We start from the raw sequence: 25220 nt of genomic DNA, 5'->3' as shown, positions 1-25220 counted from the left end.
GTCGGTGAATCGAGACTTCTTCATCTGTCGCTCCTTTTGCGATCATTGTAAAAGTCTCTACTCAAAACCTCGATTATTTTCTGGGGGGGTTACAGGAAGAAGTCTTTAATATCCTCGGTGATTAGTACCTTTTTCCCACTGTGTATCTTTGCATGAGCGTGGCAGCTTCGAGGGTTAACAGGGTCGGCAATTCCACCCAGCATGTAATATGGGTACGAGATTTTCTTAAGAATACGGTTTTTGATGCGCTCGTGAATGGTTTTCAGAGGTTCTTCCGCATCGTGAGTTGGTCTGGGATCACCGTTCTTTTTTTTGAGGGTTTTTCCTGGTCGATGATACGAATCAACTGAGTTGGCAATCTGAAGAAGCTGGGCTTCTGGGATGGAAAGCAGTGACGCTAATGACTGGAGGGTCCCATATTTGGGAAGGTGAGCAGTGACGTCTACGCTCCTAAGCGGCGTCATTGCTCATAAGACCTTTGATTGCATCGGTAATTGATTGGAAGTGCTGCTGTTCGAGTTCCGGTGTTTCGCTTTCTTCAGCGGCAAGAAAGACCAAAACGCTAACAGGTATACCGAGTGCTTTCGCTAATGACTCGACAAGCTGAAGGCTAGGATCACGTTTATTCTTCTCGACTAGGCACAAATGCGAGACTGAGACCCCGGCAGACTGAGCAAGTTGGGCTTGAGTCATTTTTTTTAAACGGCGTACTCTGGTTATTGCTCTACCTAAATCCATAAGAGTTACCAATGTAAAATAGGGTTCGTTGCGTCAGTTACCTGACAGCAGTTCCAGAAGTCTTGCGATACCTGGTAGGCTTTGGAAAAACCTGCCAAGACACTCAAGGGCTTTGAGTTTGATCGCCTCGCTACTTTCGTCACTGTCATGAAGGCGCTGAAGTTCGCCAATGGCTTCGTCCAGTGCCTCACTAACGCCGGGTTCCGCTGTATCACGTGTAGCTGCTTTCACTTCTTCGAGAAGAACTAGCAACTTCTTTAAAGACTCTGCATTACTCATGCATCTATCCTCGTGTTGATGGGTTTCCTCGGTGCAATTGCACCAGTCGCCACAACGCAATTGGGACCGAAAGAAACACAGCGGAACGCCACGAACCCTTTTTACCGACCGGAGGTCGCCAGTCGCCCACATCTGTCAATCGAATCGCTGACATGGAGCAATGGCTACGCGCCACCGGAGAGAGATGCCTTAATCAAAGCGCATCGACCAATCAAAATAGGGTTGATCCTTGTCTGGTCACCAATTATCACGAGATAAGTCTTTTAAAGAACGCCTGGACGTTGTCATCCAGTCAGATGCCATCTTACACGAAAATTTGCTTAGAGCAAATAAGTTTGCTCTAAGCAAATCTTGGCCGGGCAGCCAATGAAGCTGAATGAGTTAGGGGGGCGTTTGCCTTATAGGCTAAAGTTGAAGGCGTTGTCCTTCAGCCACTCCCGGCAATGCGGGTACTCCGGCATCACCCGCGCCATTTCCCGCCAGAACTCCGGGGAATGGTCATGGCGTATCAAATGGCACAGTTCGTGTATAACCACGTAATCCACCATTCGGTTAGGCGCCATCATGATCTGCCAATTGAATTCCAGCTTGCCTTTGGCGGTGCAGCTGCCCCAGCGGGATTTGAAGGTGCGGATGCCAACCCCGGCAGGCTCTACGCCAACCATGGGCGCGAAGCGGTTCACTTTCTCGGTCAGCTTCTGTTCAGCCTGCCGTTTGTACCAGCGTACAAGTGCATTGCGGACCATGTGGGGCTGCTCGGTTCCTGTGGGTGCGGTGACCACCAAACGTCCATTCATCAGCTTCACAGGCGCGAAATTGCCCGTTTCCACTTTAAGCCGGTAGTTGCGCCCCAGATAGCTGAACGCTTCGCCAGAGACATAGCGTTTGCTGCTGGCGGGTGTCATCTCCCGGTGCAGGGTGATCTTTTCTTTGATCCAGCGGCGTTTTGCTTCCAGTAGCTGGTCAATCTTTTCAGCAGGGGTGTTCACGGGGACCACCACAGACACGGCACCATCTTCCACGCGAATATCCGCAGATTTCCGTCGGTTGGTGCGGATGACTTCGGCAATGAAGCCGTGTCCGTCCCGGTACTCAGGTTGCCGTGAAGCGGGTTTCTGCGCAGCTGCCATCATTTGAACTTGTTCTTCGCCAGTTCCATGAATCGGTCCTGAACCACGTTAACCAGGGCTTTTTCGCCAAACGAACAATCCAGAACCGCCCGTTTGATTTCTTTCTTCATCCGCTTCACTTCGTCCGGCTTGCTGAAGAAGTCCACAATCTGGGTGGCTTCATCGAACATGCCCACAAGGTCCTGACTGGTTGCCTTGATCTCGTCGTGGACGGCTTCGCTGACGGCATCTTCACCGGCATGGCTGGTCACTTCTGCCATCAGGATGTTGTAGAAGGCGAACTCCGTTTCACTCAGCCCCAGATCATCCGCCGCCTGTTTGTGTTCAGACTCCATGCTATCGACCATCTGAAGCAGCATTTCCAGCTGCTGGTCCCACTTGCCCGCCGTTTTTTCGATAATGTCCCGCAGGCGAAGGCTCAGGGATTTGTAGTATTCCGGGTCTTCATCCAGATTCACGGTGATGTGGTGTTTTATGGCGCTTTCGATTTCGGAAGCGCGGGATTCGGGGGATTTGATCTGCTCCACCGTGTCCTTGAAGTTTGCAGCCATCAGGTCCACCGGCGGGATCTTTGGGTCTACCCCGGTGCTGATGATGTGTTCATCCACCAGCTGGCGGACCTTTGCCCCGGCATCGCTGATGTTCAGTCCGGGGTCCCGGTAGCGATTACGGGCAGCATTCTGCACCTTGCCCCATAGCTTCAGGTCCGGGATGAAGGGCTTGGCGGCAGTATCCGGCAGAATCACATCCATCTGCTTGGCGAATTTCTTGAACGCCAGTTCGAACTGCTGGCGGGTGTCTTCGTCCTTCAGGTGCAGAACGTAATCATCTACGTCTGTGCCTTTAACACCGGCAAAGATCGAAGCCACGCGGGTGTGAGCCGCCTTCAGGCGTGGTATTTCATCCTTCAGCGTGTGGTAGGTGCCTTCCACGTCTTCACTGCTGAACTGGTTCAGAGCGTCGGTCAGGTAGTCCGACAAGCCGTAGTAATCCACCACGTAGCCGCAGGCTTTCCCTTTGTAGGTCCGGTTTACCCGTGCGATTGCCTGCATCAAGGTATGATCCTTCAGGCTCCGGTCGATATACATCACCTGTGCAATGGGCGCGTCGAAACCGGTCAGCAGCATATCTTTGACGATCAGGAAGCTGGTGGGGTCTTCCTTTTCTTTATCCGTACCCAGTGGCTTGGTGAAGTTCCTGATCACCTGTTTCTGGTGGGCGCTGTCGGTGTATTGGCTCAGGTATGCCGGGTCGTTGTGGGCGCCGGAGATGATGACTTCAGAAGGGGGCGCTTCCAGGTCGTCCAGGGTCTTTTTGAATACCGTGGCAGCATGGCGGCTGCCGACCACAATCATGGCTTTGAAGCCATTGGGCTGAATCTTTTCCCGGTAATGTTTCAGCAGGTCGATACACACCCAGCGAATGCGGGCAGGGGCTTCCCGTACAGCGCGCTCCACACCGTATTTCTTTTTGATTTCCCGCTTTTCGTCGTCGCTTTTGTCTTTGAAGTATTCTTCAAACAGCGCGTCCAGCGAATCCCCCACCACATCGCTCTGAACCTGACGACCTTCGTAGATAATGCGCACAGTGGCACCGTCATCCACCGCTTCATTGATCTTGTACTTGTCGATGTACCCGCCGAAGGCTTTGTCCATCTTCTGGGATTTCAGCAGGGGAGTACCGGTAAAACCGATCTTCGGGGCGTTGGGCAGGGCGGCATTGATGGTCATTGCCAGCCCGCCAAACTGAGTACGGTGGGCTTCGTCCGCCAGCACGATGATCTTGTCGCTGGGGTTCAGGTCCGTGAAATCGCCTTCCTGTTCCGCTTCCTGAAATTTCTGCACCATGGCGGTCACAATGTCGGAAGAATCTTTGGACAGCAGTTCCTTCAGTTCCGCCACGGAGCCAGCGTTGTAGATGGTTTCATTCTGGGCATCCCGGAAGGTTTTCGAGAGTTGCCCGTCCAGCTGAGTGCGGTCGGTCACGAACACTAGCTTGTACTGCTTCAACTCCGGATCACGTCGCATCTTAACAGCCAGCATGACCATCGTCAGGGACTTTCCTGACCCTTGGGTATGCCAAACTACCCCGGACCTTTCTTTGCGCGTGGCGCCGTTCTTGAGGCGTTCTATGACCTTGTTCACTGCCCGGTATTGCTGATACCTCGCCACCTTTTTGATCAGGCGGCCATCCACCGGTTCGAACAGGGTGAAGTTCTGCATTAGGTCCAGGAAGCTGGCGGGGTTGAACATACCCGCAAGCAACCGCTGTTGTGGGGTAACTTCGCTGGACCCAGCCCCGACACCAGAAGCGACCTGTTTCGCGGCAACCAGATACTCTGGTGAGGGCACGTCACCGGTCTTGTGGCTGGATGCTGTCGAGCCTGTAGAGATGAAGGCAGGCTGCTGCACCACCGCCTGAATATCCGCATCCGTAAACGGGTAAGCATCCTTCCAGTCCCCGTAATGCTGGGCACTGGAACTGATGGTGCCCACCTTTGCCTGATCCCGACAGGTAGAGACCATCAGCTGGTTGTACCAGAACAGCTTCTGGGCACCTTCATTGTCTTCCGGAGAACGTAGGTTGGCGTATCGGCGCAGCTGGTTGATGCCTTCGGCTACCGCGTCGGCAACATACGGCGATTTGCACTCAATCACCGCCAGCGGCAAGCCGTTCACGAAGCAGACAATATCGGGGATGATGTTCTGGTTGATGCCTTCAACCTTGAACTGGTTGGTGCACAGAAATTCGTTGTTTTCAGGGTTGTCGAAGTCGATGACCTTGACGGTCTGCCCCTTGCGACCGGCTCCCAGGTCCTGTTCCACCGACAGGTAGTTCACCAGCAGGTCATAGATGGACTGGTTGTATTCCATCAAACCCGCGTGATTTGGGTGGGTGAACTCCCGGACCACTTTGCGCAGGTTTTCCTCACTGATCCACGGATTCAGTCGGAGCACGGCAGCTTCCAGGCGTTTGAACAGCACCACGTCCCGGTAGTAGCCCCGTTCGCCTGACTCTGCATCGGGCACAGCGCCTGCGGCTGTCGGAGCCAGCGCCGATCCCGGTAAATAATTCCAGCCAAGGCGGGTTAGTTGCTCAATGGCAGGCAGTTCGACTTTTTCGATTTCGTCCTGGTACAACTTTGTCTCCCGCTAGCGTCTAAAAATAACGTTAGGCAATGTGGAATCGTAAAGAGTCGCTCAAATGGAGATAGAGGAAACCTTGTGTAAGGATTTCAGGGTATCCCTTACATAAGGTTTTCTCTATGTAAGGGATATGATTTCTTCTTACAAAAGGCTGTCAATTTCAGTCTGAGAACAGCTCCAGGTAACGAGGGAACATGAATACCCGATTGCGCTGATACCCGGTGATTTCTGTCAGAATACTATCAGACACCATTTTTTTGAGCAGTGCAGACGCTGCCTGATGGCTTACGTCCAGTAACCTGGCTGCCTCGTTCGCCGTGATAGCGGGACGGCGGTAAAGGCTGCGCATCAATATCTGAGCGTTCTCTGCCCGTTTGCCATAGCTGAGGATCAGTGCGTCTATCTCTTGCCTCAGTACTAAAATACGTTGGAACGTTTCCTTGCCTTTGTTGGCTGTCTCAATGACGGCATTCAAGAAAAAACGCACCCAGTGAGAGACATCGTTGGACTCGCGTACCCGTGTAAGAGCGTCGTAGTAGCTGCCACGATTGCGTTCAAAAAAGTGCGACAGATAAAGTGACGGCTTACGTAACAACCCTTTATTAACAAGGTACAAGGTGATCAGCAGCCGGCCAATGCGACCATTACCATCTAAAAACGGGTGAATCGTTTCGAATTGGTAATGGCTCAAAGCAATACGAACCAATTCTGGTACATTGATGTTCTCGTTGTGCCAGAACATCTCCAGATCACCCATCAATTCGGGCACTTCACTCTGGTGAGGGGGGATAAATGCCGCATCTTTCAATCCACTGCCGCCAATCCAGTTTTGGCTGACACGAAACTCGCCTGGGGTCTTGTTTTCACCACGAACACCTTGCATCAGGATGGCGTGAGTATGCTTGAGTAACCGGTTTGAAAGCGGCAAACGATCCAGCTCATCAATCGCTTCGTTGATCGCCTGGATATAATTTCTGACCTCGCCCCAGTCATCTCGCTTTTCCGGCGAAAGCTGCTCCGCCTCCAGCACCGCTTCATCCATTTGCGTCTGGGTGCCTTCAATGCGCGAAGAGTTGTTGGCTTCCTTGGTAATGTGCATCTGAATGAACAGATCCACATCTGGAACGATAAGAGTGAATGCATCCAGCTCCGCCAGCGCCCTCGATGCCCGTTCCAGCAAGGTGTTGATGACCGGGTCTTCCCAGTGCCACTCGCGGTTAACCGGAACCGGGGAAAAACTCTTATACTGATATTGTTGTACCCAGTCGCCGGATTTGAAGGTTTCAAACTTCACTGGTTCTTCCATGGCTTACTCTATTTTCCTCTGATTGTTCTCGTTTCCAGGCGTTTGGACAGCACCACATCCCGGCAGTAGCCCCTTTCACCAACCGGTGCACCATCAACAGGCAACACCGGCGCAAGGTCTGCACCGGGCACGTAGGTCCAACCAAGGCGGGTCAATTGCTCGATGGCGGGCAGTTCGACTTTTTCGACTTCATCCTGAAACATATCGGGGCAGGTGCCGGGTCAGGCAACCGCTGACTCCTTTTGATCGACTTTGACTCTGACCTTGCCGGTCAGCAGGTCTTGCATAAGGGCTTTCTTTGAGCCGATAAGTGACTGTAATTTCCTGTTTTTATGATACAGAGTGTGGTCAATTTGGGTGATTGATTTAGCTATAATTTTTTGCTCTTCCAAGGAAGGAAGCGGAATAATGAAGTTCCTAATATCTGCTTGACCGATGTTTTTTTGACCGCTTGATCCGCCCCAGCACAATTCAATTTGCTTTCTTGTTGAGCGCGCGTTAAAAACATGCAAAAGGAACTCATTGAAGAGTTTCTCAGTCGGCTTTAAGCGCAATATTTTGTCTGACATCATGAGCTTGGCTTGCGGTTCTCTACGGACGATCACGCATTTCCCGACCAACTCTGCGACTCCGTTGGCGCGCGTCAAAAGCACGTCACCTTTGTGAACCTGAATTTTTTCTCGGGGAGCTAAATGTTCGGGCAATGTCTTCGATTCGCTTTCCAGAAACTCTCCGCGCGTTACAGCACTGACTTTAAGCACGCCCCATTCACTTGTACCGGGGCTACGGTCACCGCAACTAGGGCTCCACCCGGAGTCGATGCCAGTTAGGACTTTGCCTAGCTCGATAAGGCTCCATGCCTTTGGTATCCGCCCCAAAGGCGAATCCTTAAACTCCGTATGCCCAATTCCTTTGGTCAACAACTCCTGCATCATGCCGGTTTTCAGGTCTTTCAGCTTGTCGATCTGTGCGCGTGTTTTTTCGATCACGTCATCGACGGATGACAGGATGGCTGCGATTTTTTGTTGCTCGGGGAGTGGGGGAAGAACGAACTCCAGATCAAAGAACTCTCCAACCCCTACATTCAGTAAGCCGTGATTCCTCGCACCTTCTTTTGCGATTTGGTTGATTTCGTCGATAAACCATTGGCTGTCGAAAAAAAGTTCGGCATATCGTTCATCAACTTCCGATGATGACATGTCGAAACAAATGTATAGCGGTGACAGAATCCCAGATTGATACCGTTTCAAGCGCCTGACTACGCCAACAGGGTACCCATTTGAATAGCTTTTGTTGTACGCAAATTCTCCGCTTTTCAATAGAAAATAATTGGAAAGGTTCTCACTGGCGACGATTTTATTGAAGAACTCTTTTTGGTTTACCAGACCATGAACCGCCGAGATGGTTAGAACGTTAGTATTGCCCGTAGTATTGCGGCGCCTAACACGTTGTCCCAGCGATGATAAGGGGACCCGTCGCCATGCTGCCGGAAGCGTTTCAAACATACCCCAGCTCCTTCAGGTACCCCTTCATAACGCTCTCAGCGTCAGCCACCTGTGAATCCAGTTCGTTCAGTGACATCCGGTACTTGTCCCACCACCGTTCAAGCTGACTGATCACCTTGGCGTCTACATCACCCACGGCTTCCCGAATGGCTTCTTTGGTGTCGATCTCCGGCTTGAAGTCGTAGTACTCTCCATTGGCTGAAGGCTCCGCATCCCGCTTCACGAACACCGTGGACACGTCGAAGTCTTCCAGAATTTCTTCCCGGATGTACTCGCTTTCCACTTCTCGCACCGGAATGCCACCGTGCAGGATGGCTCGCACGTCGAAGATTTCCGGGGGTGGGCTGGTGTCGGCGTAGCGGCGGATGTTCAAGTTGTAATCGTTTTCGGCGATTTCAGCCAGAGTAACCACTTTTGAATAGCGTTTGATTTCCGCGTAGTTGTCGAAAGTCTGGACGATCTTTTCAATGTCCTGCTGGCGGAGTTTGTTCTGGTTCTTGCCTTCTTCGTATTCCAGTTCGCTGTTGATGAACAGCACCTTGCCTCTACGCTCTGCTTGTTTGTTCTTGTTGATGATCAACAGGCAGGCGGGAATGCCGGTGCCGTAGAACAGGGCGGCGGGCAAGCCAACCACGGCTTCCAGCAGATCATCGTTCAGAATGCCCTGGCGAATGGCTTTTTCGCTGGCACCACGGAACAGAACGCCGTGGGGCATCACCACACCCATCATGCCTTCAGAGTTAAGACTGGCGATCATGTGCTGGACGAATGCCAGATCACCGGCATCCTTGGGCGGTGTGCCGTAGGGGAAGCGCCCGTAGGAATCGCTGTCCGCTTCTTCCTTGCCCCACTTCTTCAGGCTGAAGGGCGGGTTGGCAATGACCCGGTCAAAGGTCATCAGTTCGCCGCCTTGGGTGTGCTGGGGTTCGCGCAGGGTGTCGCCCTTGCGAATGTCGGCACTGTAGACCCCATGCAGGAACATGTTCATCTTGCAGATTGCCCACGTATTCAGGTTCATCTCCTGAGCAAACAGGGACAGGTTGGATGGGTTTTCACCGTGGGTCGCCAGATAGTTGCGGGTCTGCACCAACATGCCGCCAGAACCGGCAGTGGGGTCGTATATACGCATTCCGGCATGGGGTTTAAGCAGGGCAACCAGCAGCTGTACCACTTCAGACGGGGTGTAGAACTCACCGCCTTTCTTACCGGCGCTGTCCGCAAACATCTTAATCAGGTATTCGTAGGCGGTTCCCAGTAGGTCCGGGCGCTCAAAGTCTTCGTTGCGCAGACGGTAGCGGCTGAAGTGGCTGAGCAGGTCGCGCAGCTTTTTGTCAGATAGCTTGTTCTTGATGTTGAAGTCGATGGAAACCAGCACCCCTTCCAGAACGGGGTTGTATTCTTCAATGGCTTCGGTGGCGGTATTCAGTTCAGAGCCAATGTCGTGCTTCAGGTCTTTCAGAGCACTCCAGCGGGCAACGGATGGGATATAGAAGGTCTTGTCGTATTCGTCTTCATCGTCCGCCAGTTCGCGGGCTTGTTCTTCGGACTTGCCTTTGTCCATGTAGTACCGGACAACGCCCTCCTGTGCTTCTTCAAAGCGATCCGACAGGCGCTTCAGAAACATCATCCCGAAGATGTAGTCCTTGTATTCAGATGCGTCCATGTTACCGCGCAGAATGTCGGCGGCTTCCCACAGGAAGGATTCAAGTTGCTGAAGGGTGATGTTGTGGCTCATTCAATGGGTTCCATCTACTGCAATGAGCATGGGGCGTGTGGTGCCCATGCGGGTCAAAATGCCTTTGAGTGTAGCGGCGGGGGCGTACACGGGCAATGCTGCAAGAGAGTAGGGTATTGAATGAAGGCGACAAACAGCGTCGTTAGGTGAATAAAGGAAGAAGGAAAAGTGCGTTAACGGCAGCCCAAAGGTGGCTGAACAATCACGGCGGAGTAGGGAAATAGAAATGGTTTAATCAGGTGTGTTAAAGTTAGGCTTTTCTAACCCAAACACCTGTCTGTAAGACCACTTGTGAAGCTTATAAGGTATTGATTCGACCACTTCCTGAGGAAGGAAGTGGTGCCGAGGAGAGGACTTGAACCTCCACGGGGTTGCCCCCACTAGCACCTGAAGCTAGCGTGTCTACCAATTTCACCACCTCGGCAGGTGATTTGCAGATCCGCGTTTAGTTTATTGAAAACTTAGCGTTTCTGCCAGTGGTGAGGAGTTGCCCCTCAACCGATGGCGCGTACTTTAATAATTCCTTCCGGAGCTGTCAAACACTTTCTGCAAAAAATATCAGAGGCGGAGGTTGGACGCCGTCAGGGTATTTGTGCCTATATTGATGCCCTTGTTAGGCAGCACTCCCGTCTCAACGTTATACTGCAGTAAATACGAATGATGCCGCACGGTTTGCGGCGAGATAGAAAGGATCCGAATGGTTTCCAGAAAGAACAAGCAAAATGATCCTCACGCTCAGCGCGAGGCCCAGAAATACGACAACCCCATCCAGAGCCGGGAATACATTCTCGGGCACCTGAAAGAGCGGGGTGCACCCGCCACGCATGAGACCTTGTGTCAGGAGCTCGGCCAGACATCGCCAGAGGGCATTGAGGCTCTGCGCCGCCGCCTGATCGCCATGTGCCGGGACGGGCAGTTGATCTGCAATCGACGGGATGCGTTTCTGCCCATAGAGGAAGCAGATCTTGTAACCGGCCGTGTGGTTGGCCATCGTGACGGTTTCGGTTTTCTGATTCCGGATGATGGCGGCTCCGATCTGTTCCTGACCGCCCGTCAGATGCGGCAGGTTTTTCATGGCGACCGGGTTGCGGCCCGGGTAGACCAGGTGGATGACCGTGGCCGTCGGGAAGGCAAAATCGTGGAAGTGCTCGAGCACCGTACTTCCCAGATCGTCGGGCGCTTCTTCAAGGAAAGTGGCATTGCCTTTGTGGTACCGGAAAATGCCCGGATAAACCATGAAATCCTGGTACCGGACGAGCAAGCCGGAAGAGCGGTTCATGGCCAGTATGTGGTTGTGGAGATTGTGCGTCAGCCGACGATTCGTACTCAGCCGACAGGCCAGGTGATTGAAATTTTGGGTGAGCATATGGCGCCGGGAATGGAAATCGATGTTGCGATCAGATCCTATGAAATTCCCCACGGCTGGCCCTCTGCCGTCGGTGAACAAGCGGCTTCGATTCCGGCGGAAGTAGCCGAGAAAGACAAGGCCAACCGGGTAGATATCCGCAATATGCGGCTGGTCACCATCGACGATGAAAGTGCCCGGGATTTTGACGACGCCATCTACTGCGAGCCGCGTCCCCGCGGCGGTTACCGGTTGGTTGTGGCCATTGCCGACGTGTCGCACTATGTTCGCCCGGGCTCGCCCCTGGATGAGGAAGCCATCCAGCGCGGGAACTCGGTGTATTTTCCCGACCATGTGGTGCCCATGCTGCCGGAGAAGCTCTCCAACGGTTTGTGCTCTCTGAACCCGGATGTTGACCGCCTCTGCATGGTGGCGGACATGACGATCAGCGCCGCCGGTAACATCAGTGGGTACACCTTCTATCAGGCCGTCATGCGCAGCCACGCGCGGCTGACCTATAACAAGGTCAGCGCCATGCTGGAGCATCCGGATACCGAGCAGGGCTACAAGCTCAGTGCCCACTATGCCGATTTGTTGCCGCATCTGCACAATCTCTACGATCTCTACAAGCTGCTGCGCAAGGCCCGTACTGAGCGCGGGGCTATCGATTTCGAGACAACGGAAACCAAGATTGTTTTCGACCCTGAGCGCAAGATTGAGGAAATCGTTCCGGTCACCCGCAACGATGCCCACAAGATTGTCGAAGAGTGTATGCTCTGCGCCAATGTGGCTACGGCCCGTTTCCTCAAGAAGCACAAGATTCCGGCCCTGTACCGGGTGCACGATGGCCCCTCGGAAGAGCGCCTGGGTAACCTGCGCCTGTTCCTCGGGGAGTTGGGGCTACAGCTTGGGGGTGGCGACAAGCCGACCTCGGCAGACTATCAGGCCTTGCTTGGGCAAGTGGCCGATCGTCCGGATGCCAATGTGATCCAGATGGTTATGCTGCGCTCGCTCAGTCAGGCCGTCTACAGTCCGGAAGAGGCGGGGCATTTTGGCCTTGGCTTCCCAAGCTATACCCATTTCACATCGCCGATCCGTCGATATCCGGATTTGGTTGTACACCGTGCTATCAAGTCACAGATCCACAACCCGGAAGTCACCAAGGACGTTGTATCTCCGAAACAGGCCGATCCCGAACTGGCAGAGTATCCTTACGACTATGCCCGGATGGAGAAACTGGGTGAGCATTGCTCCATGACGGAGCGCCGGGCCGATGACGCTACCCGGGATGTCATGGCATGGCTCAAGTGTGAGTTTTTGCGTGATCATGTCGGCGAAGAGTTTGACGGAATCATTGGCGCCGTTGTGCCGTTCGGATTCTTTGTCGAGCTGGCGGATATCTACATCGAAGGGTTGGTGCACGTTTCCACGCTTAATGGCGACTATTTCCACCACGACGCCGCCAAGCATCGTTTGATTGGCGAGCGCACGGCCATCAGTTTCCGTCTGGGTGATGAAGTGCGCGTTCGTGTGGTGCGTGTCGATCTCGAGGATCGCAAGATTGATCTCGAGCTGGTCAGTACGCCCCAGCGGCGAAAGGCTGACCGTGATGCGTTGGAGGTTTCCAAGCGCGAGCCCAGAGGTAAGGGTAAGAGTGACCGCTCGGGTAAAGGACGAAAATCGGGCAAGCCGGCCAGCGCCAAGGAGAAACTGGCCTCGGAGGCTGCCCGAGAGGCCAGGTCCACATCGTCCAAAGGCAAATCATCGAACTCGGGCCGCAAGCGCAAGAGTCGGAAATAACACGCTACGCAGGAATAGATAGTCAGTGTCTCAGGAATATGTGTTCGGCTGGCACGCCGTTGACGGGGTGCTCAAAAAAGAGCCGGAGCGGCTGCAGCAAGTCTGGATTCAGACCGGGCGTCAGGATAAACGGGTGAAATCCATCATGGATGCCCTGGACGGACTGGGCGTTCCGTGGGGAATGGTGCATCGCAAAGAGCTGGATGCGCGGGTGTCGGGTGTTCACCAGGGAGTGGTGGCTGCCGTCTCCGAGAGCCGGGAATGGACAGAGGGTGATCTTCTGGCCCAGCTGGCGGCGGGTAACAAGCCGCCGTTTCTGTTGGTGCTTGACGGTGTAACCGACCCCCACAATCTTGGCGCGTGTCTGCGAACCGCAGATGCGGTTGGCGTTCAGGCCGTGATCGTGCCCAAGGATAAGTCGGCTTCGTTGACGCCGGTGGCCCGGAAAGTGGCCTGCGGTGCTGCGGAAACGGTACCGCTGGTGAGGGTGACCAACCTTGCGCGTTTTCTGCGTGAATTGCAGGAGCAGGGTGTCTGGCTGATCGGGACGGCCGGCGAAGCCAATGCCAGCCTTTACCAGGCGGACTTCAAGGGCCCGGTGGCTCTGGTCATGGGCGCTGAAGGCAAGGGAATGCGACGGTTGACCCGGGAGCACTGCGATCAGCTGATCAATATCCCGATGCTGGGCCATGTCGATAGCCTGAATGTGTCTGTGGCCACGGGTGTTTGCCTGTATGAAGCGTTGCGTCAGCGTTCAGGTTAAACCTTGCACAATAAGGTCTGCAGGCCTAGAATACGTCACCCCTTTTTACGGGGGGTGGTTTTTTATTGTCTGATCTGTGGCAAAACGAACCGCGCTTTTGATCAAGCCTTTCTCGTAAAGCCTTATCGATAAAGCAAAAAAGAAGCCGGCAGCAGCAGCTGTCACCTCCTTGCTTTCATACTCCGGCCACTACCAAGGGTGCGGCCACCAGGAGAAGGAAGCTGTTTAAACCGTAGGGAGAACTCATGCGTCACTACGAAATCGTATTTATGGTACATCCGGATCAGAGCGAGCAAGTGCCCGCAATGATCGAGCGTTATACCGGCGTCATCACCGAAGATGGCGGTAAGGTACATCGCCTGGAAGATTGGGGCCGTCGTCACCTGGCTTACCCGATCAACAAGATCCACAAGGCTCACTACGTGCTGATGAACATCGAATGTTCACAGGCCGCGATGGACGAGCTGACTCACAACTTCCGTTTCAACGATGCCATCATCCGTGAAATGATCCTGCGCCGTGATGGTGCGGACACAGATCTGTCCCCGATGAAAGCTTCCGAGTCCCGTGAAGACCGTCGTGGCGGCGATGATCGCCCGCGTCGTTCAGCCGAATCTGACGAGCCACGTCAGCGTGCTGAAACCCAGGACGAAGAAGAGTAATTAACCGGAGTTGAGGAGTTAAGATATGGCTCGTTTTTTCAGACGTCGTAAGTTCTGCCGCTTCACGGCAGAAGGTGTTAAAGAGATCGATTATAAAGATCTGGACACCCTGAAAGGCTACATCACTGAAACCGGCAAAATCGTGCCCAGCCGCATTACCGGCACCAAAGCACGTTATCAGCGTCAGCTGGCTACCGCTATCAAGCGCGCCCGCTACCTGGCACTGCTGCCGTATACGGACGGTCACGACCACTAAGTTTTAACAGACAGGATCCGGGACCATGCGTGCACTGGCACAGTATGTAATGCGCGGTCCCCTGCAGGCTGGCGGGGTTGCAGCGGCTACAACCGCAGTACCCTTACTGTTCTGGATTGGCGCAGCAGTTACAGGCCTGGTCGTTCTTCGGCTGGGCATTCGCCAGGGCCTCAATATCGGGCTCTGGGCGTTGGCGCCGGCGCTGGGGTGGGCCGTTTACGGCCAGGATCCCACGGCGCTGGCGGTACTGTTGCACGTGATGCTGATGGCATCCATTATCCGGGCAACGCTGTCCTGGGAGCGAGCACTGTTGGCCGGTGCCTTTCTGGCGATACTGACCGGGCTGGTTTTGCCGGTTTTGTATCCGGCACTGCTGAACGACCTGGTTCAGGCCGGAGTCGAGTTTTACCGGCAGTACAACGCGGAAATGGCACGCGCACTCGGTGGTGATCTCGAGGAAGTTATCCGGGACACCATGAACGCCAGTATGGCCGGTACCTATTTTGCTACGGCAATCGGTATGACCATGTTGGCCAGAGCTTGGCAGGCAGGCCTGTATAACCCTGGCGGATTCCGTAAGGAATTCCGGGGCCTCAGATTGTCGCCAGCAGTGGCGGTGGTTTGCGCCATCACGATGGTGATTGGCCCGGTTCTCGGGCTGAATGCCGTTTTGCTGGCCTGGGTCGCGGGTACGCCTCTGGTTCTGGCCGGGCTGGCTCTGGTGCACGGTGTGTTTGCTCGCAAACAATGGGGCGGAAACTGGTTGGCAATGTTTTATGTCGCCCTGGTTCTGCTGGGTCCGAATCTGTTGATGCTGCTGTTGGTTCTGGCTTTTGTGGATAGCTGGCTGGATATCCGGGGGCGTATTTCCCCTGCCGGTCCGGCTGAATAAAGCACGAAGAGGTTAACGAGATGGAAGTTATTCTGCTCGAGAAAGTCGCAAACCTTGGCTCCCTGGGTGACAAGGTAAAGGTTAAGGCCGGTTACGGTCGTAATTTCCTGCTGCCGTACGGCAAGGCCGTTCCTGCTACGGAAGTAAACGTGAAGGCGTTCGAAGAGCGTCGCGCTGAGCTGGAAAAAGCTGCCGCAGAAAAGCTGGCCGCTGCCCAGGCTCGCGCCGAGGCGCTGGAAGGCGCATCCTTCACCATCACCTCCAAGGCTGGTGAAGAAGGCAAGCTGTTCGGTTCTATCGGTGTTCGTGATATCGCAGACGCGGTATCTACCGGTGACACCGAAGTTGAGAAGAGCGAAGTTCGTCTGCCGGAAGGTCCGATTCGGGCAACCGGTGAGTACGATATCGAGCTGCAGCTGCACACCGACGTTGAAGTGACCATCAAGCTGGCGGTTGTGGCCGAGTAATCGGTTAGCCAGTAAAAGGTCAATTCAACCAGCACCGAACCTCCGGGTTGCAGTGCTGAACGACGGGCCCGAACCGGAGACGGTTTCGGGCCCGTTGCTTTCTGGTATTCTTGTCATTCCGTTTCCCCAATTCCACGTTGTCGGTGTCTATGGCCAATCCCACTCTGAAACCCGCATCTATTGATCCGGAAACCCATCGTATTAAAGTGCCGCCGCACTCGGTGGAGGCTGAGCAGGCCGTGTTGGGTGGCCTGATGCTGGATAACCGGCGCTTTGACGAGGTGGCGGAGATTATCTCGGCGGCCGATTTTTACCGGCAGGACCACCGTTTGATTTTCGGCGCCGTTGAGAGCCTTGCCAGTGAAAGTGAACCGCTGGACGTGGTTACCCTGGCGGAGTTCCTGGAGCGAGCCGGCGATATTGAAGACGCGGGCGGCCTGTCTTACCTGGCAGAACTCGCAGAGAAAACGCCAGGGGCATCGAACATTCGCGCCTATGCGGACATCGTTCGGGAGCGTTCGATACTTCGAAAGCTGGTTGAAGTATCGGGCCAGATTTCGGACTCGGCGTTTAACCCGCAGGGGCGCAAGAGTAACGATATCCTGGATGAGGCTGAGCGGAGTGTCTTCCAGATCGCTGAGTCGCGCAGTAAGGAAGGGTCCGGGCCGAAGGCCATCAATCCCATACTGGCCACGACCCTGAGCCGTATCGAAGAGCTGTTTGAATCGGGTGAGCAGACTACAGGTCTGACCACCGGTTTCCGGGACCTCGACGATCAGACCTCGGGTATGCAGCCGGCGGACCTTATTATCGTGGCGGGCCGGCCTTCCATGGGTAAGACCACCTTTGCCATGAATATTGTCGAAAACGCGCTGATCAGCACCGGAACGCCGATACTCGTGTTCAGTATGGAGATGCCCGCAGACGCGCTGGCTATGCGTATGCTGTCTTCGCTCGGGCGCATCGACCAGACCAAGGTGCGGGGCGGTAAGCTTGAGGAAGACGATTGGCCGCGCCTGACGTCTGCTGTGAGTTTGCTGAAGGACAAGCCGCTGTATATCGACGACACTCCGGGCCTGAGCCCTACCGAAATGCGGTCAAGAGCCCGACGGGTAGCGCGGGAGAATGGCGGGAAAATAGGCCTGATTATGGTCGACTACCTGCAGTTGATGCGGGTACCCGGCAACACCGAGGGTCGGACTGCGGAAATTTCTGAGATATCCCGTTCTCTGAAAGGGATCGCGAAAGAGTTGAATTGCCCGGTGGTGGCGCTATCGCAGCTGAACCGGAGTCTTGAGCAGCGGCCCAACAAACGGCCAGTAAACTCGGATTTGCGTGAATCGGGAGCAATTGAGCAGGACGCCGACGTGATCATGTTTGTGTATCGGGACGAGGTTTATAACGAAGATACGCCGGATAAAGGCATTGCCGAAATTATCATCGGTAAGCAGCGGAACGGGCCGATCGGCACCACCCGGCTGGCTTTCATCGGCAAGTACACCAAGTTTGAGGACCTTGCCCACGGTGACTACGGCGATTACGGCGGGGATTACTGATGTCACGCCTTACCGTTGCCCGCATTGATCTTGAGGCCCTGAAGCGAAATTACCAGCGGGCCCGAACACTCGCTGGCCCGGGCCAGGCCATGGCGGTGGTCAAAGCCGATGGCTACGGCCATGGTATCGAGGCGGTTGCCGGAGCCCTGGCCCCGTATGCATCCCGTTTTGCGGTTGCCTGTATTGAGGAGGCTGTTGCCATTCGCGGGTGCGGCCATCGGCAGACGGTGGCGTTGTTGCAGGGTGCCCACGAGCCGGGCGATCTTGCGATATGCCAGCAAGAGGGGTTTGAACCGGTGCTGCATAACCATCAACAAGTGTCCTGGTTGGCAGACGACCGCGCTCCGGCGTTCTGGATCAAGGTGAATACCGGGATGAACCGCCTTGGGTTCCGGCCCGAAGAGCTGCCGGCGGTAATGGCCGGGCTGGAAGACTCGGGGCGGCGACCGCAGGCGCTTGGCTTTGTGACGCACTTTGCCTGCGCTGATGATCTGGATAGCGACATGACCGGGCTCCAGACCCGGCTGTTTGAGGATGCTGTTGCGCCATGGCCGGCACTGATGCGCAGCGTGGGGAATTCCGCGGCCCATTTTCGTCCGGAGCAGCCGCTTTATGAGTGGAGTCGCCCCGGAATCATGCTCTACGGGGGCTCGCCCATGCTGGATAAAACCGGCCCGGAATTGGGGCTGAGTCCCGTTATGACGCTCCAGGCACCACTCATTACCACCCGGGTGGTGCGCGCCGGCGAATCGGTGGGCTATGGGGCCTCGTGGACGGCCGAACAGGATACCCGCATGGGGATGGTCGCTATCGGTTACGGTGACGGCTACCCCCGGCATGCCGGCACGGGAACCCCCGCCGCCGTGGGCGGGCGCCGGATTCGCCTGATCGGACGGGTTTCGATGGATATGCTGGCGGTAGACCTGAGTAACGCCCCGGATGCCCGCGAGGGTGACATGGTGGAGCTGTGGGGTTCTACCGTCAGTGTTGACGAGGTGGCCACCTGCGCCGGTACCATCGGCTACGAGCTGCTGACCGGTGTTACCTCCCGGGTGCCTCGGGTTCATGAATGATTTCTTCGATAAAATCCAGAATGGCCGCCAGGCTATGGTCGTCCAGTTTCTTGAGCACCTTGTGAATCACCATCTTGCTGCCCTTGAGCATACTGCCTATGCCCATCCTCGCCATACCCATCATCATGCTGCCGGCATTCAGGCGCCGTAGTGGTTCCAGGAAAAAGAAATCCAGTCCCGCCTCGGTAAGCTCGATAATGAGTTCGTAAAGTTGGTCAATGGCTTTTTTATCAGCTTTGCCCCGGCCTTTAAGCTCGCTGACCGTGTAGAGTGCGCGGGTTCGAAGCTCATCGGGGATCGGGGCGACAATATGGCTTTGTTGTTTCAGCATAGGGTTTCCTGTTGTTGTATGCTTGTGGGCCGCGTTGCCGTGGGCTTGGCAGCCGTGCTATCGGCATTTCAGGCTGCATGATAGTGCAGTAAAGTAGTGGCTTGGGCCATTGGCCTGAGCGTTTCCTGACAACCGTCACATCAGTGATATTCCGGAGGCTTGGTTTCACGTGCATGTCCTTGTTGTTCACGATTACGGCCCTTTGGGCAAGATTTTGCTGGAGCGTTTGCGGACAACGCATTTGCGGATCAGTCCCCTGCTGGTCAGTGATCCTGCCAATGTCGATCTTCATGCACTGGATAACTGGATTCCCGACGACACCGCGTTGATCATCAATGCGCTCTGGATGGCTGATCCCGAAAAAGCGGAAAACAACCCGGAAGGGACCCATGAAGCCGCCTTTTCGTTGCCGATGGCCCTGGCGGAACACGCCCGGGAGCGCAACATGGCGCTTTTGCAGTTGTCGTCTTGCTATGTGTTTGATGGTCGAAAGCAGGGGGCTTATATCGCGTCCAATCCGGGGCAGCCGGTTAATGAGCTGGGGCGCTGGCAATGGGAATGTGAGCAGGCGCTGCGCACGCAGTTGCCGCGCCACATCATTCTGCGTACCGGCTGGAGTCTGGGCCGCTTTATCCGTAAGGTCCAGCAGAGTACAGCGCAGGGTGGCTTGCCCCTGCCAGGGCGTTGCCAGGGCCAGCCGGTGGCCATCAGGGATCTGGCCCGCGTGATGGTGGCGGTGGCGCTTCAGATCGATTGTGGGGCCGAGGTATGGGGTACTTACCAGTATGCCGGGGCGGAAGAGATCACTCTTTACGAGCTGGGGCTGGCGATTGCCGGGATGCCGGGTATTCCCGAGGGCATTGGTGTTGTCGATGAAGTGCCGGCGTGGGGGCACATCGAGCCGGTAAACACGACCATGGTGTGTACGAAAATACGCAATACCTTTGGCATCAAGCAGATGCCCTGGCGAACCTGGTTGTCGGAGGAAGTGGCCATGCTCAAGGCACCCGGCCAACCAGAGCGGGCCCCGGAAGAAAGCTGAGGCCCGCGAACTGAATCAGCTTTCTGAAGTCACTGCCCCTGTCGGGCAAAGTCCCGGGTCACCATCTGCAGGGCTTCGACATCCAGCAACTCCACTTCCCGGCCACGGGCGCGAATAATGCCCTGGTTCTGAAAACGGGTGAATACCCGGCTTACCGTTTCCACGGCCAGCCCCAGAAAGTTGGCAATGTCATTTCTGGCCATGGGCAGGCTGAAGTTTGTGGCCGACATACGGCGACGGCGAAAGCGGCTGGACAGGGACAGCAGCAGCGCGGCAATGCGCTCCTCGGCGGTATTCTTGCTCAGTAGCATGGCCAGTTGATGACTGTTCTGGATTTCCTGGCTCATCAGGTGATACATGTGGTGCTGAAGTTCGGGTAGTTTACCCGTCAGCTCTTCCAGCCGGTTCACCGGAAATTCGCATACGCTGGTTCTCTCCAGCGCCTTGGCTGTGCAGGCATAGGTTTCACTGCTCATGCTGTCCAGCCCCACCAGCTCGCCCGGCATGAAGAAGCCTGTTACCTGCTCTTCACCGCCTTCGGTAATGATGGCAGTCTTGACCGAGCCGCTCTTGACCGCGAAGCAGGAGCGCACAGGAGTGCTTTGATCAAAGATGTGCTCGCCCCGGTTGTAGATTTTGCCCTGCTGGACAATATCCTCCAGGCGGTCCAGGTCGTTCTCTTCGATAGCAAGGGGCAGACAGAGATTGCTCAGGCTGCATTGATGACAGGAGGCTTTTAGGGGCGAGACTTGGTGGAGTTGAATTGCCTGGGCCATAGCTGAAGAACCATCCGGGTTTGTTCATTCCACACCGCATCAAAACAGCAGCGGTGTGTCCTAGATTCTTGTCCACTCACCGGGTTCAGTGTGTGGAAGATCGGCACCCAGGGCAATCCCGACTGTTCGGATTGCTGACGTCGCTTCTGGGTACCCATGGCTGAAATTTTTGATTTCAATCACTTTGATCGACGTCAAGTATAGCAAAAAAGTCTGGGCTTATGACCAGATTTTGGCCGTTGGCTGCAGGGCTTTTTTGTATCGCCCGGGTTAGCGGCTTCGCTGTTTCCGTTGCTGCTCTTTTCGGGCTTTTTCTTCTGCCTCAGCCTGCTCCCGGGCCCGGGCTTCAACCAGTTCCCGCTCGACCATTGCCGGCGTTTCCAGGCTGATCCGGCCCAGTGTTCCGGCTCTGAATTCGTTCAGCAGCACTTCGGACACCTTGTGCAGATCGGGTACGCCGCCGCGGCCCAGAAAGCGCCGCTTCACCGCAATGGCGTCCATCAGTGCCAGTCCGTCTGCCGGTGTTTCGTCAAGGCCGTAGCGGTTGATGACCTGTTCCGGGTAATGCGCCATCAGATAATCCGCCTCGAACAGCGCCACATCTTCGAAGTCCAGCACCGCGCTGCGGATTGCGCCGGTTACCGCCAGGCGGTAACCGCACTGCTCGGGCGACAGTTTTGGCCAGAGAAACCCCGGGGTGTCGTACAGCAAGACATTGTCGGGCAACTTGATGGCTTGTTGTGCGCGGGTGACTGCCGGTTCGTTGCCGGTTTTGGCGGCCGGCCGGCCAGCCAGGGTATTGATCAGCGTGGATTTGCCAACGTTCGGAATACCCAGAATCATTACTCGCAAGGCGCTTTTCTGGCGGTCGTGCCCGGGGGTCATCTCTTCAGCCAGTTTCAGGATGCCGAGAGCCTCCTGGCGATGGTTATGAGTCAGTGTCACAGCCCGGACTCCGCGCTCCTGCTCCAGCCAGGTCTGCCAGTGCTCCGTGATGTCGGGGTCCGCCAGATCCCGCTTGTTGAGAACCTTGATCAAGGGAGTATCGCCACGCAGTGCAGGGACCAGAGGATTTTCACTGCTGAACGGAATCCTGGCGTCCACTACCTCGATGATGAGATCCATCTGGGGCATGACTTTTTTGATCTCCTTTCGGGCCTTGTGCATATGCCCGGGAAACCAGTTAATGGCCATGATTGTTACTCCGATGATTGATTAGGGCGCCATTATGCAGGGGAATGACCAAATTTTCACATTCATCAAATCCCGCCCGTGCCGCGACCTGAAGGCGAGCCAAACTGAGAACCTGTACAAATTGAGGGGGCATTGGGGTGAAATGCAACGGGAGAATGCTTTAGGGTGTAGTCCTGAACGCTTAAAGCCAATCCGTGGTGGCTCCGACACGCCGCCTCAATAATGGAGAACAGTATGAAGCTTGCAAAATTCATCGGTTCCGCACTTGTGGCCCTGAGTCTTTCCGCGCCGGCACTCGCGCAACAGGCGCCCGGTGGCCAGCCGGACCAGGTTGCCCAGCTGGCCCAGATGGTCGGCCTGTCTGAAGAGCAGCAGACCGAGATTCGCGGCATCATTGATGGAATGCAGGGCGAGATCGGTGAACTGCGCCAGGACGCCCGCTCGCTGCAGGAAGACCTGCAAGAGCAGATCAAACCCGATTACGATGAGTCTGCCATTCGTGACAATGCCGCCAGGCTTGGCGATGTGACCGGTGAGATTGCCGCATTGTCTGCCCTGATGCAGGCGAAGGTAGACGCGGTGTTCACTCAGGAGCAGCGCGATGAGCTGGACCGCCGCATGAAGCAGATGCAGCAGCAGATGCAGCAACAGCGCCAGATGATGCAGCCCCAGGGCCAACAGTGATCCGCTGACCCGGTCTGCAGGAAAACCCCGCCCGAGCCTGGCTCCGGCGGGGTTTTTTATGCTTCGGAAAAGGGCTTTACCAGAATGATCAGCCGGGGCAGCAGGGTCAGTGCCCCGAGCAACGCCATGAACATGGCGAACCCGGTAAACAGGCCGAAGTAAATGGTGGGAATGAAGTTTGACAGCACCAGAATGGAGAACCCGGCGATGATGGTAAGCGAGGTGTAGAACATGGCCTGGCCAATGCTGCGGTGGCAACGGTGCATGGTGGCCAGGTAATCGCCGTCTTTCGAGAATTCCGTCTTGAAGCGGTGTATGTAGTGGATGGTGTCGTCCACTGCGATACCGACGGTGATAGCAGCCACGGTGATGGTCATCATATCCAGCGGAATGCCGAGCCAGCCCATCAGCCCGAGAACCGAGCCGGCGGCAATCAGGTTGGGTGCCATGCCCACCAGGGCCAGCTTCAGGGAGCGGAACAGAATCAGGAACATGAGCAGGATTGCGGCGAACACCACGCCAATGGTTTTGATCTGGGACTCAAACAGGCTTTGCAGCATATTGTTGTACATCACCGTCATGCCCGAGAGCTGAACCCGGCCCGGATCGTAACCGAGTTCGCTACTCAGGTGATGGCGTATTTCGTCCAGCAGTTCCTGCCGGCGAAGGTCTGGCATGGTTTCCAGAATACGAATGCTGAACCGCGCCTTATCCTGTTCCTCGGAAATATAGGGTGTTAACAGAATGTCTTGCAGGTCTTCCGGCACCGCGGCCGGCACAAACGCCAGCTCCAGGGCATCCAGCGGCTCGCCGCCGTTCACCTGCGCCAGCAGTTCCAGGGTGGTTTGAATAGACAATACCTTGCCGGTCTCCGGCAGGCTGTGCAGGTAATCGTGCACTTCACCCAGCTGGCGCATTTTCTGATAGGTGTACCAGGTGTCCCGGTACTCCTCATCGCCACAGTCTTCTACAAACGGGTCGCAATCGCTGGCGAAGGGGTCGGCGTTGGTATTCTCCGGGGCGGGCTCGTCGGTGATCACTACGTCCAGCGGTGTCGTTCCTCCAAGCCGGTCGTCGATGGTGACCATGCCCTGGTGGATTTCGGTGGAGGATTTGAAGTAGTCGATAAAGCTGTTCTCAACAGTTAGCCGATTAAGGCCAATCACGCAGAGCACCGCGATCACACCCGAGCTGATCAGCACCGTGCCACTGAAACGCTCGGTAAACCGGGCGAAGGCGTCGGTGAAGGGTACCTTGTCGGAGCTGACGCGAGTATCGATGGGCGGCGGTAACAGGCTCAGCAGGGCCGGAAACACCAGGAAAGTGATCAGGAACGCGACGGTCAGCCCCAGAATCATCATCCAGCCAAAATCGATCACCGGCCGGATGCCGCTGAAAGTGAGAGAGCCGAAGGCCACCATGGTGGTAATCGCCATGTAGAAACACGGCCGGATCATGGTCAGCAGGGTGTTGCGCAGAACGTGGCGTGGCGAGGCGTCCGGCTCATCGTGCTGGAATTCCCGATAGCGCACGATCAGGTGGATGGTCAATGACAGCGTCATGATCAGCAGCAGTGAGACGAAGTTCGAGGAAATCACCGTCACGGGCCATTGAGCCCAGCCCAGGACCCCGATCATTAGCCAGACCGTGCAGCCACAGCACAGCAAGGGCACCAGCACCCAGCGCCATTGCCGGAAAATAATGGCCAGGGTAAGAAGCAAAAAGGCCAGTACGCCCAGGCCAAAGGTGGAGAGGTCGTTTTCGATAAAGCGAATCATGTCCGCCACGATCATGGGCACGCCGCCAAGGTGAATACTGGCGTGGTCGCGGTACCGGTCGAGAATGGTCCGCACCTGTTCAATGGTGGTATCCCGTGTTTCGCCCAGCTGTTCGGTATAGCGGATAAACTCGGCGCTGATCTGTTCAAGTTGTGCCTGCTCGGCCTCGCTGGCGTTGCCGGCGTTCACCCGGTCCCGAAGCTCGTTGCGGCGGGTGAGCAGGTCGAAATAGCGGTCGGGCGTTGGCAGGTTCACCTGTATGGCGGTGGTTTTGGCATCCTCGCTGATGAGCAGGTTGGGATACATGGGGTTGTTCAGCAGTGCCTGCCGGGCGGTTGCCGGGGACACGTCGTGCTCATCCAGGGTTTTGATTTCGCTGTCAACGGTGTCCAGGGACAGGTCCGGACTGTGCAGCAGGGGCACATTGAGGATGCTGTTGGTGGACCCGACTGCGTCAAGAGTCTGCAGTTCGTCGCGAAGCGCCCTCAGGCGTTCCAGACCTGCGTCGGTGAAAAGCGGGCCTTGCGGCGTGTAGGTAACCACCAGAAAGTCGTCGGAGGTGGTGAATGTTTGGTTTACCTCGCGGTACTGTTCAAGAGAACGATCGTTCTCCAGCACCAGGGATTCGGCTGAGGCATCCAGCCGGAACTGGTCAAAGCGAAAGGCTGCCGCGGTAAGCAGCAAAGCAAGCAGTGCAAGGACAAACCAGGGGTGGGGCAGGAGAAAACGGTCGTAGAAAGCACCAAGGCGATTCATGTATTA

The 25220-nt window shown here is 55.7% G+C and carries 22 protein-coding genes and 1 tRNA gene; 10 read left to right on the top strand and 13 right to left on the bottom strand.

Annotated features, from left to right (window positions below):
- Positions 1-450 precede the first annotated feature (450 nt).
- The 9 genes from ACP2AU_RS12880 to ACP2AU_RS12840 form a co-directional block, all read right to left on the bottom strand.
- On the bottom strand, positions 451-738 hold the full coding sequence (locus ACP2AU_RS12880; RefSeq protein WP_264995585.1) for a helix-turn-helix domain-containing protein: 288 nt from the start codon (positions 736-738) through the stop codon (positions 451-453).
- Positions 739-771: 33 nt separating this feature from the next.
- Positions 772-1017: a hypothetical protein gene (locus tag ACP2AU_RS12875; protein ID WP_426376608.1), complete on the bottom strand. Its 246-nt coding sequence runs from the start codon at positions 1015-1017 to the stop codon at positions 772-774.
- 398 nt (positions 1018-1415) lie between these two features.
- Entirely contained in the window at positions 1416-2150 is a 735-nt protein-coding gene (locus tag ACP2AU_RS12870) for a M48 family metallopeptidase (RefSeq protein ID WP_426376607.1), read from the bottom strand.
- Complete coding sequence (locus tag ACP2AU_RS12865) at positions 2147-5287, bottom strand: type I restriction endonuclease subunit R (protein ID WP_426376606.1); 3141 nt, start codon at positions 5285-5287, stop codon at positions 2147-2149. The genes ACP2AU_RS12870 and ACP2AU_RS12865 overlap by 4 nt, the downstream gene beginning before the upstream one ends.
- Before the next feature lie 166 nt (positions 5288-5453).
- Positions 5454-6599 (bottom strand): Fic family protein, encoded by a 1146-nt coding sequence (locus ACP2AU_RS12860; RefSeq protein ID WP_426376605.1) that lies wholly within the window; start codon positions 6597-6599, stop codon positions 5454-5456.
- 8 nt (positions 6600-6607) lie between these two features.
- Entirely contained in the window at positions 6608-6802 is a 195-nt protein-coding gene (locus ACP2AU_RS12855) for a hypothetical protein (RefSeq protein WP_426376604.1), read from the bottom strand.
- A gap of 18 nt (positions 6803-6820) precedes the next feature.
- Entirely contained in the window at positions 6821-8104 is a 1284-nt protein-coding gene (locus ACP2AU_RS12850; protein WP_426376603.1) for a restriction endonuclease subunit S, read from the bottom strand.
- Positions 8097-9839, bottom strand: a complete 1743-nt coding sequence (locus ACP2AU_RS12845) for a type I restriction-modification system subunit M (protein WP_426376602.1) — start codon at positions 9837-9839, stop codon at positions 8097-8099. Before ACP2AU_RS12845 ends, ACP2AU_RS12850 begins: the two co-directional genes overlap by 8 nt.
- A gap of 337 nt (positions 9840-10176) precedes the next feature.
- Positions 10177-10263, bottom strand: a tRNA-Leu gene (locus ACP2AU_RS12840).
- Between the two features lie 273 nt (positions 10264-10536).
- Between ACP2AU_RS12840 and rnr the strand changes: the two genes are divergently transcribed.
- The 8 genes from rnr to alr all read left to right on the top strand — a co-directional run bounded on the left by rnr (position 10537) and on the right by alr (position 18653).
- On the top strand, positions 10537-12984 hold the full coding sequence (rnr, locus tag ACP2AU_RS12835; RefSeq protein ID WP_426376601.1) for a ribonuclease R: 2448 nt from the start codon (positions 10537-10539) through the stop codon (positions 12982-12984).
- A gap of 25 nt (positions 12985-13009) precedes the next feature.
- Entirely contained in the window at positions 13010-13747 is a 738-nt protein-coding gene (gene rlmB, locus ACP2AU_RS12830; protein WP_426376600.1) for a 23S rRNA (guanosine(2251)-2'-O)-methyltransferase RlmB, read from the top strand.
- Between the two features lie 245 nt (positions 13748-13992).
- Positions 13993-14409, top strand: coding sequence for a 30S ribosomal protein S6 (rpsF, locus tag ACP2AU_RS12825; RefSeq protein WP_426376599.1), 417 nt, complete (start codon positions 13993-13995; stop codon positions 14407-14409).
- Between the two features lie 25 nt (positions 14410-14434).
- Positions 14435-14665, top strand: a complete 231-nt coding sequence (gene rpsR / locus ACP2AU_RS12820) for a 30S ribosomal protein S18 (protein WP_011785848.1) — start codon at positions 14435-14437, stop codon at positions 14663-14665.
- A 25-nt stretch (positions 14666-14690) separates the two neighbouring features.
- A complete protein-coding gene (locus ACP2AU_RS12815) occupies positions 14691-15557 on the top strand; it encodes a hypothetical protein (protein WP_426376598.1) in 867 nt (288 codons plus the stop codon).
- Between the two features lie 20 nt (positions 15558-15577).
- Positions 15578-16024: a 50S ribosomal protein L9 gene (gene rplI / locus ACP2AU_RS12810; RefSeq protein WP_426376597.1), complete on the top strand. Its 447-nt coding sequence runs from the start codon at positions 15578-15580 to the stop codon at positions 16022-16024.
- Positions 16025-16173: 149 nt separating this feature from the next.
- Complete coding sequence (gene dnaB / locus ACP2AU_RS12805; protein ID WP_426376596.1) at positions 16174-17580, top strand: replicative DNA helicase; 1407 nt, start codon at positions 16174-16176, stop codon at positions 17578-17580.
- Positions 17580-18653 (top strand): alanine racemase, encoded by a 1074-nt coding sequence (alr, locus tag ACP2AU_RS12800; RefSeq protein WP_426376595.1) that lies wholly within the window; start codon positions 17580-17582, stop codon positions 18651-18653. The genes dnaB and alr overlap by 1 nt, the downstream gene beginning before the upstream one ends.
- Here alr and ACP2AU_RS12795 read toward each other — a convergent pair.
- Positions 18622-18984, bottom strand: a complete 363-nt coding sequence (locus tag ACP2AU_RS12795; RefSeq protein WP_426376594.1) for a hypothetical protein — start codon at positions 18982-18984, stop codon at positions 18622-18624. The two genes, alr and ACP2AU_RS12795, sit on opposite strands and share 32 nt — an antisense overlap.
- A gap of 169 nt (positions 18985-19153) precedes the next feature.
- On the opposite strand from ACP2AU_RS12795, the gene ACP2AU_RS12790 reads away from it, so the two are divergent.
- The gene (locus ACP2AU_RS12790) at positions 19154-20026 is read left to right on the top strand and encodes an SDR family oxidoreductase (RefSeq protein ID WP_426376593.1); all 873 of its coding nucleotides are present in this window, start codon (positions 19154-19156) and stop codon (positions 20024-20026) included.
- A gap of 29 nt (positions 20027-20055) precedes the next feature.
- Here ACP2AU_RS12790 and fnr read toward each other — a convergent pair whose 3' ends face one another.
- Positions 20056-20802, bottom strand: coding sequence for a fumarate/nitrate reduction transcriptional regulator Fnr (gene fnr / locus ACP2AU_RS12785; protein WP_426376592.1), 747 nt, complete (start codon positions 20800-20802; stop codon positions 20056-20058).
- Between the two features lie 270 nt (positions 20803-21072).
- Positions 21073-21996 (bottom strand): ribosome biogenesis GTPase YlqF, encoded by a 924-nt coding sequence (gene ylqF / locus ACP2AU_RS12780; protein WP_426376591.1) that lies wholly within the window; start codon positions 21994-21996, stop codon positions 21073-21075.
- Between the two features lie 234 nt (positions 21997-22230).
- On the opposite strand from ylqF, the gene ACP2AU_RS12775 reads away from it, so the two are divergent.
- The gene (locus ACP2AU_RS12775; RefSeq protein ID WP_426376590.1) at positions 22231-22680 is read left to right on the top strand and encodes a Spy/CpxP family protein refolding chaperone; all 450 of its coding nucleotides are present in this window, start codon (positions 22231-22233) and stop codon (positions 22678-22680) included.
- Between the two features lie 56 nt (positions 22681-22736).
- On the opposite strand, the gene ACP2AU_RS12770 is transcribed toward ACP2AU_RS12775, so the two are convergent.
- Positions 22737-25214, bottom strand: a complete 2478-nt coding sequence (locus ACP2AU_RS12770) for an efflux RND transporter permease subunit (RefSeq protein WP_426376589.1) — start codon at positions 25212-25214, stop codon at positions 22737-22739.
- Positions 25215-25220: the final 6 nt, after the last annotated feature.

Origin of the sequence: Marinobacter sp. VGCF2001, assembly GCF_049943275.1 — a bacterium.
In the GTDB taxonomy this organism is placed as follows: Bacteria; Pseudomonadota; Gammaproteobacteria; order Pseudomonadales; family Oleiphilaceae; genus Marinobacter.
The sequence above is the reverse complement of the archived record's forward strand: the minus strand, read 5'-3'. Positions and strand labels throughout refer to the sequence as shown.

What these genes read in the sequence shown, in the direction of transcription:
- ACP2AU_RS12880 (WP_264995585.1), bottom strand. Translation starts at nt 738, where the DNA reads ATGGATTTAGGTAGAGCAATAACCAGAGTACGCCGTTTAAAAAAAATG.
- ACP2AU_RS12875 (WP_426376608.1), bottom strand. Translation starts at nt 1,017, where the DNA reads ATGAGTAATGCAGAGTCTTTAAAGAAGTTGCTAGTTCTTCTCGAAGAA.
- ACP2AU_RS12870 (WP_426376607.1), bottom strand. Translation starts at nt 2,150, where the DNA reads ATGATGGCAGCTGCGCAGAAACCCGCTTCACGGCAACCTGAGTACCGG.
- ACP2AU_RS12860 (WP_426376605.1), bottom strand. Translation starts at nt 6,599, where the DNA reads ATGGAAGAACCAGTGAAGTTTGAAACCTTCAAATCCGGCGACTGGGTA.
- ACP2AU_RS12855 (WP_426376604.1), bottom strand. Translation starts at nt 6,802, where the DNA reads ATGTTTCAGGATGAAGTCGAAAAAGTCGAACTGCCCGCCATCGAGCAA.
- ACP2AU_RS12850 (WP_426376603.1), bottom strand. Translation starts at nt 8,104, where the DNA reads ATGTTTGAAACGCTTCCGGCAGCATGGCGACGGGTCCCCTTATCATCG.
- ACP2AU_RS12845 (WP_426376602.1), bottom strand. Translation starts at nt 9,839, where the DNA reads ATGAGCCACAACATCACCCTTCAGCAACTTGAATCCTTCCTGTGGGAA.
- rnr (WP_426376601.1), top strand. Translation starts at nt 10,537, where the DNA reads ATGGTTTCCAGAAAGAACAAGCAAAATGATCCTCACGCTCAGCGCGAG.
- rpsF (WP_426376599.1), top strand. Translation starts at nt 13,993, where the DNA reads ATGCGTCACTACGAAATCGTATTTATGGTACATCCGGATCAGAGCGAG.
- rpsR (WP_011785848.1), top strand. Translation starts at nt 14,435, where the DNA reads ATGGCTCGTTTTTTCAGACGTCGTAAGTTCTGCCGCTTCACGGCAGAA.
- ACP2AU_RS12815 (WP_426376598.1), top strand. Translation starts at nt 14,691, where the DNA reads ATGCGTGCACTGGCACAGTATGTAATGCGCGGTCCCCTGCAGGCTGGC.
- rplI (WP_426376597.1), top strand. Translation starts at nt 15,578, where the DNA reads ATGGAAGTTATTCTGCTCGAGAAAGTCGCAAACCTTGGCTCCCTGGGT.
- dnaB (WP_426376596.1), top strand. Translation starts at nt 16,174, where the DNA reads ATGGCCAATCCCACTCTGAAACCCGCATCTATTGATCCGGAAACCCAT.
- alr (WP_426376595.1), top strand. Translation starts at nt 17,580, where the DNA reads ATGTCACGCCTTACCGTTGCCCGCATTGATCTTGAGGCCCTGAAGCGA.
- ACP2AU_RS12795 (WP_426376594.1), bottom strand. Translation starts at nt 18,984, where the DNA reads ATGCTGAAACAACAAAGCCATATTGTCGCCCCGATCCCCGATGAGCTT.
- fnr (WP_426376592.1), bottom strand. Translation starts at nt 20,802, where the DNA reads ATGGCCCAGGCAATTCAACTCCACCAAGTCTCGCCCCTAAAAGCCTCC.
- ylqF (WP_426376591.1), bottom strand. Translation starts at nt 21,996, where the DNA reads ATGGCCATTAACTGGTTTCCCGGGCATATGCACAAGGCCCGAAAGGAG.
- ACP2AU_RS12775 (WP_426376590.1), top strand. Translation starts at nt 22,231, where the DNA reads ATGAAGCTTGCAAAATTCATCGGTTCCGCACTTGTGGCCCTGAGTCTT.
- ACP2AU_RS12770 (WP_426376589.1), bottom strand. Translation starts at nt 25,214, where the DNA reads ATGAATCGCCTTGGTGCTTTCTACGACCGTTTTCTCCTGCCCCACCCC.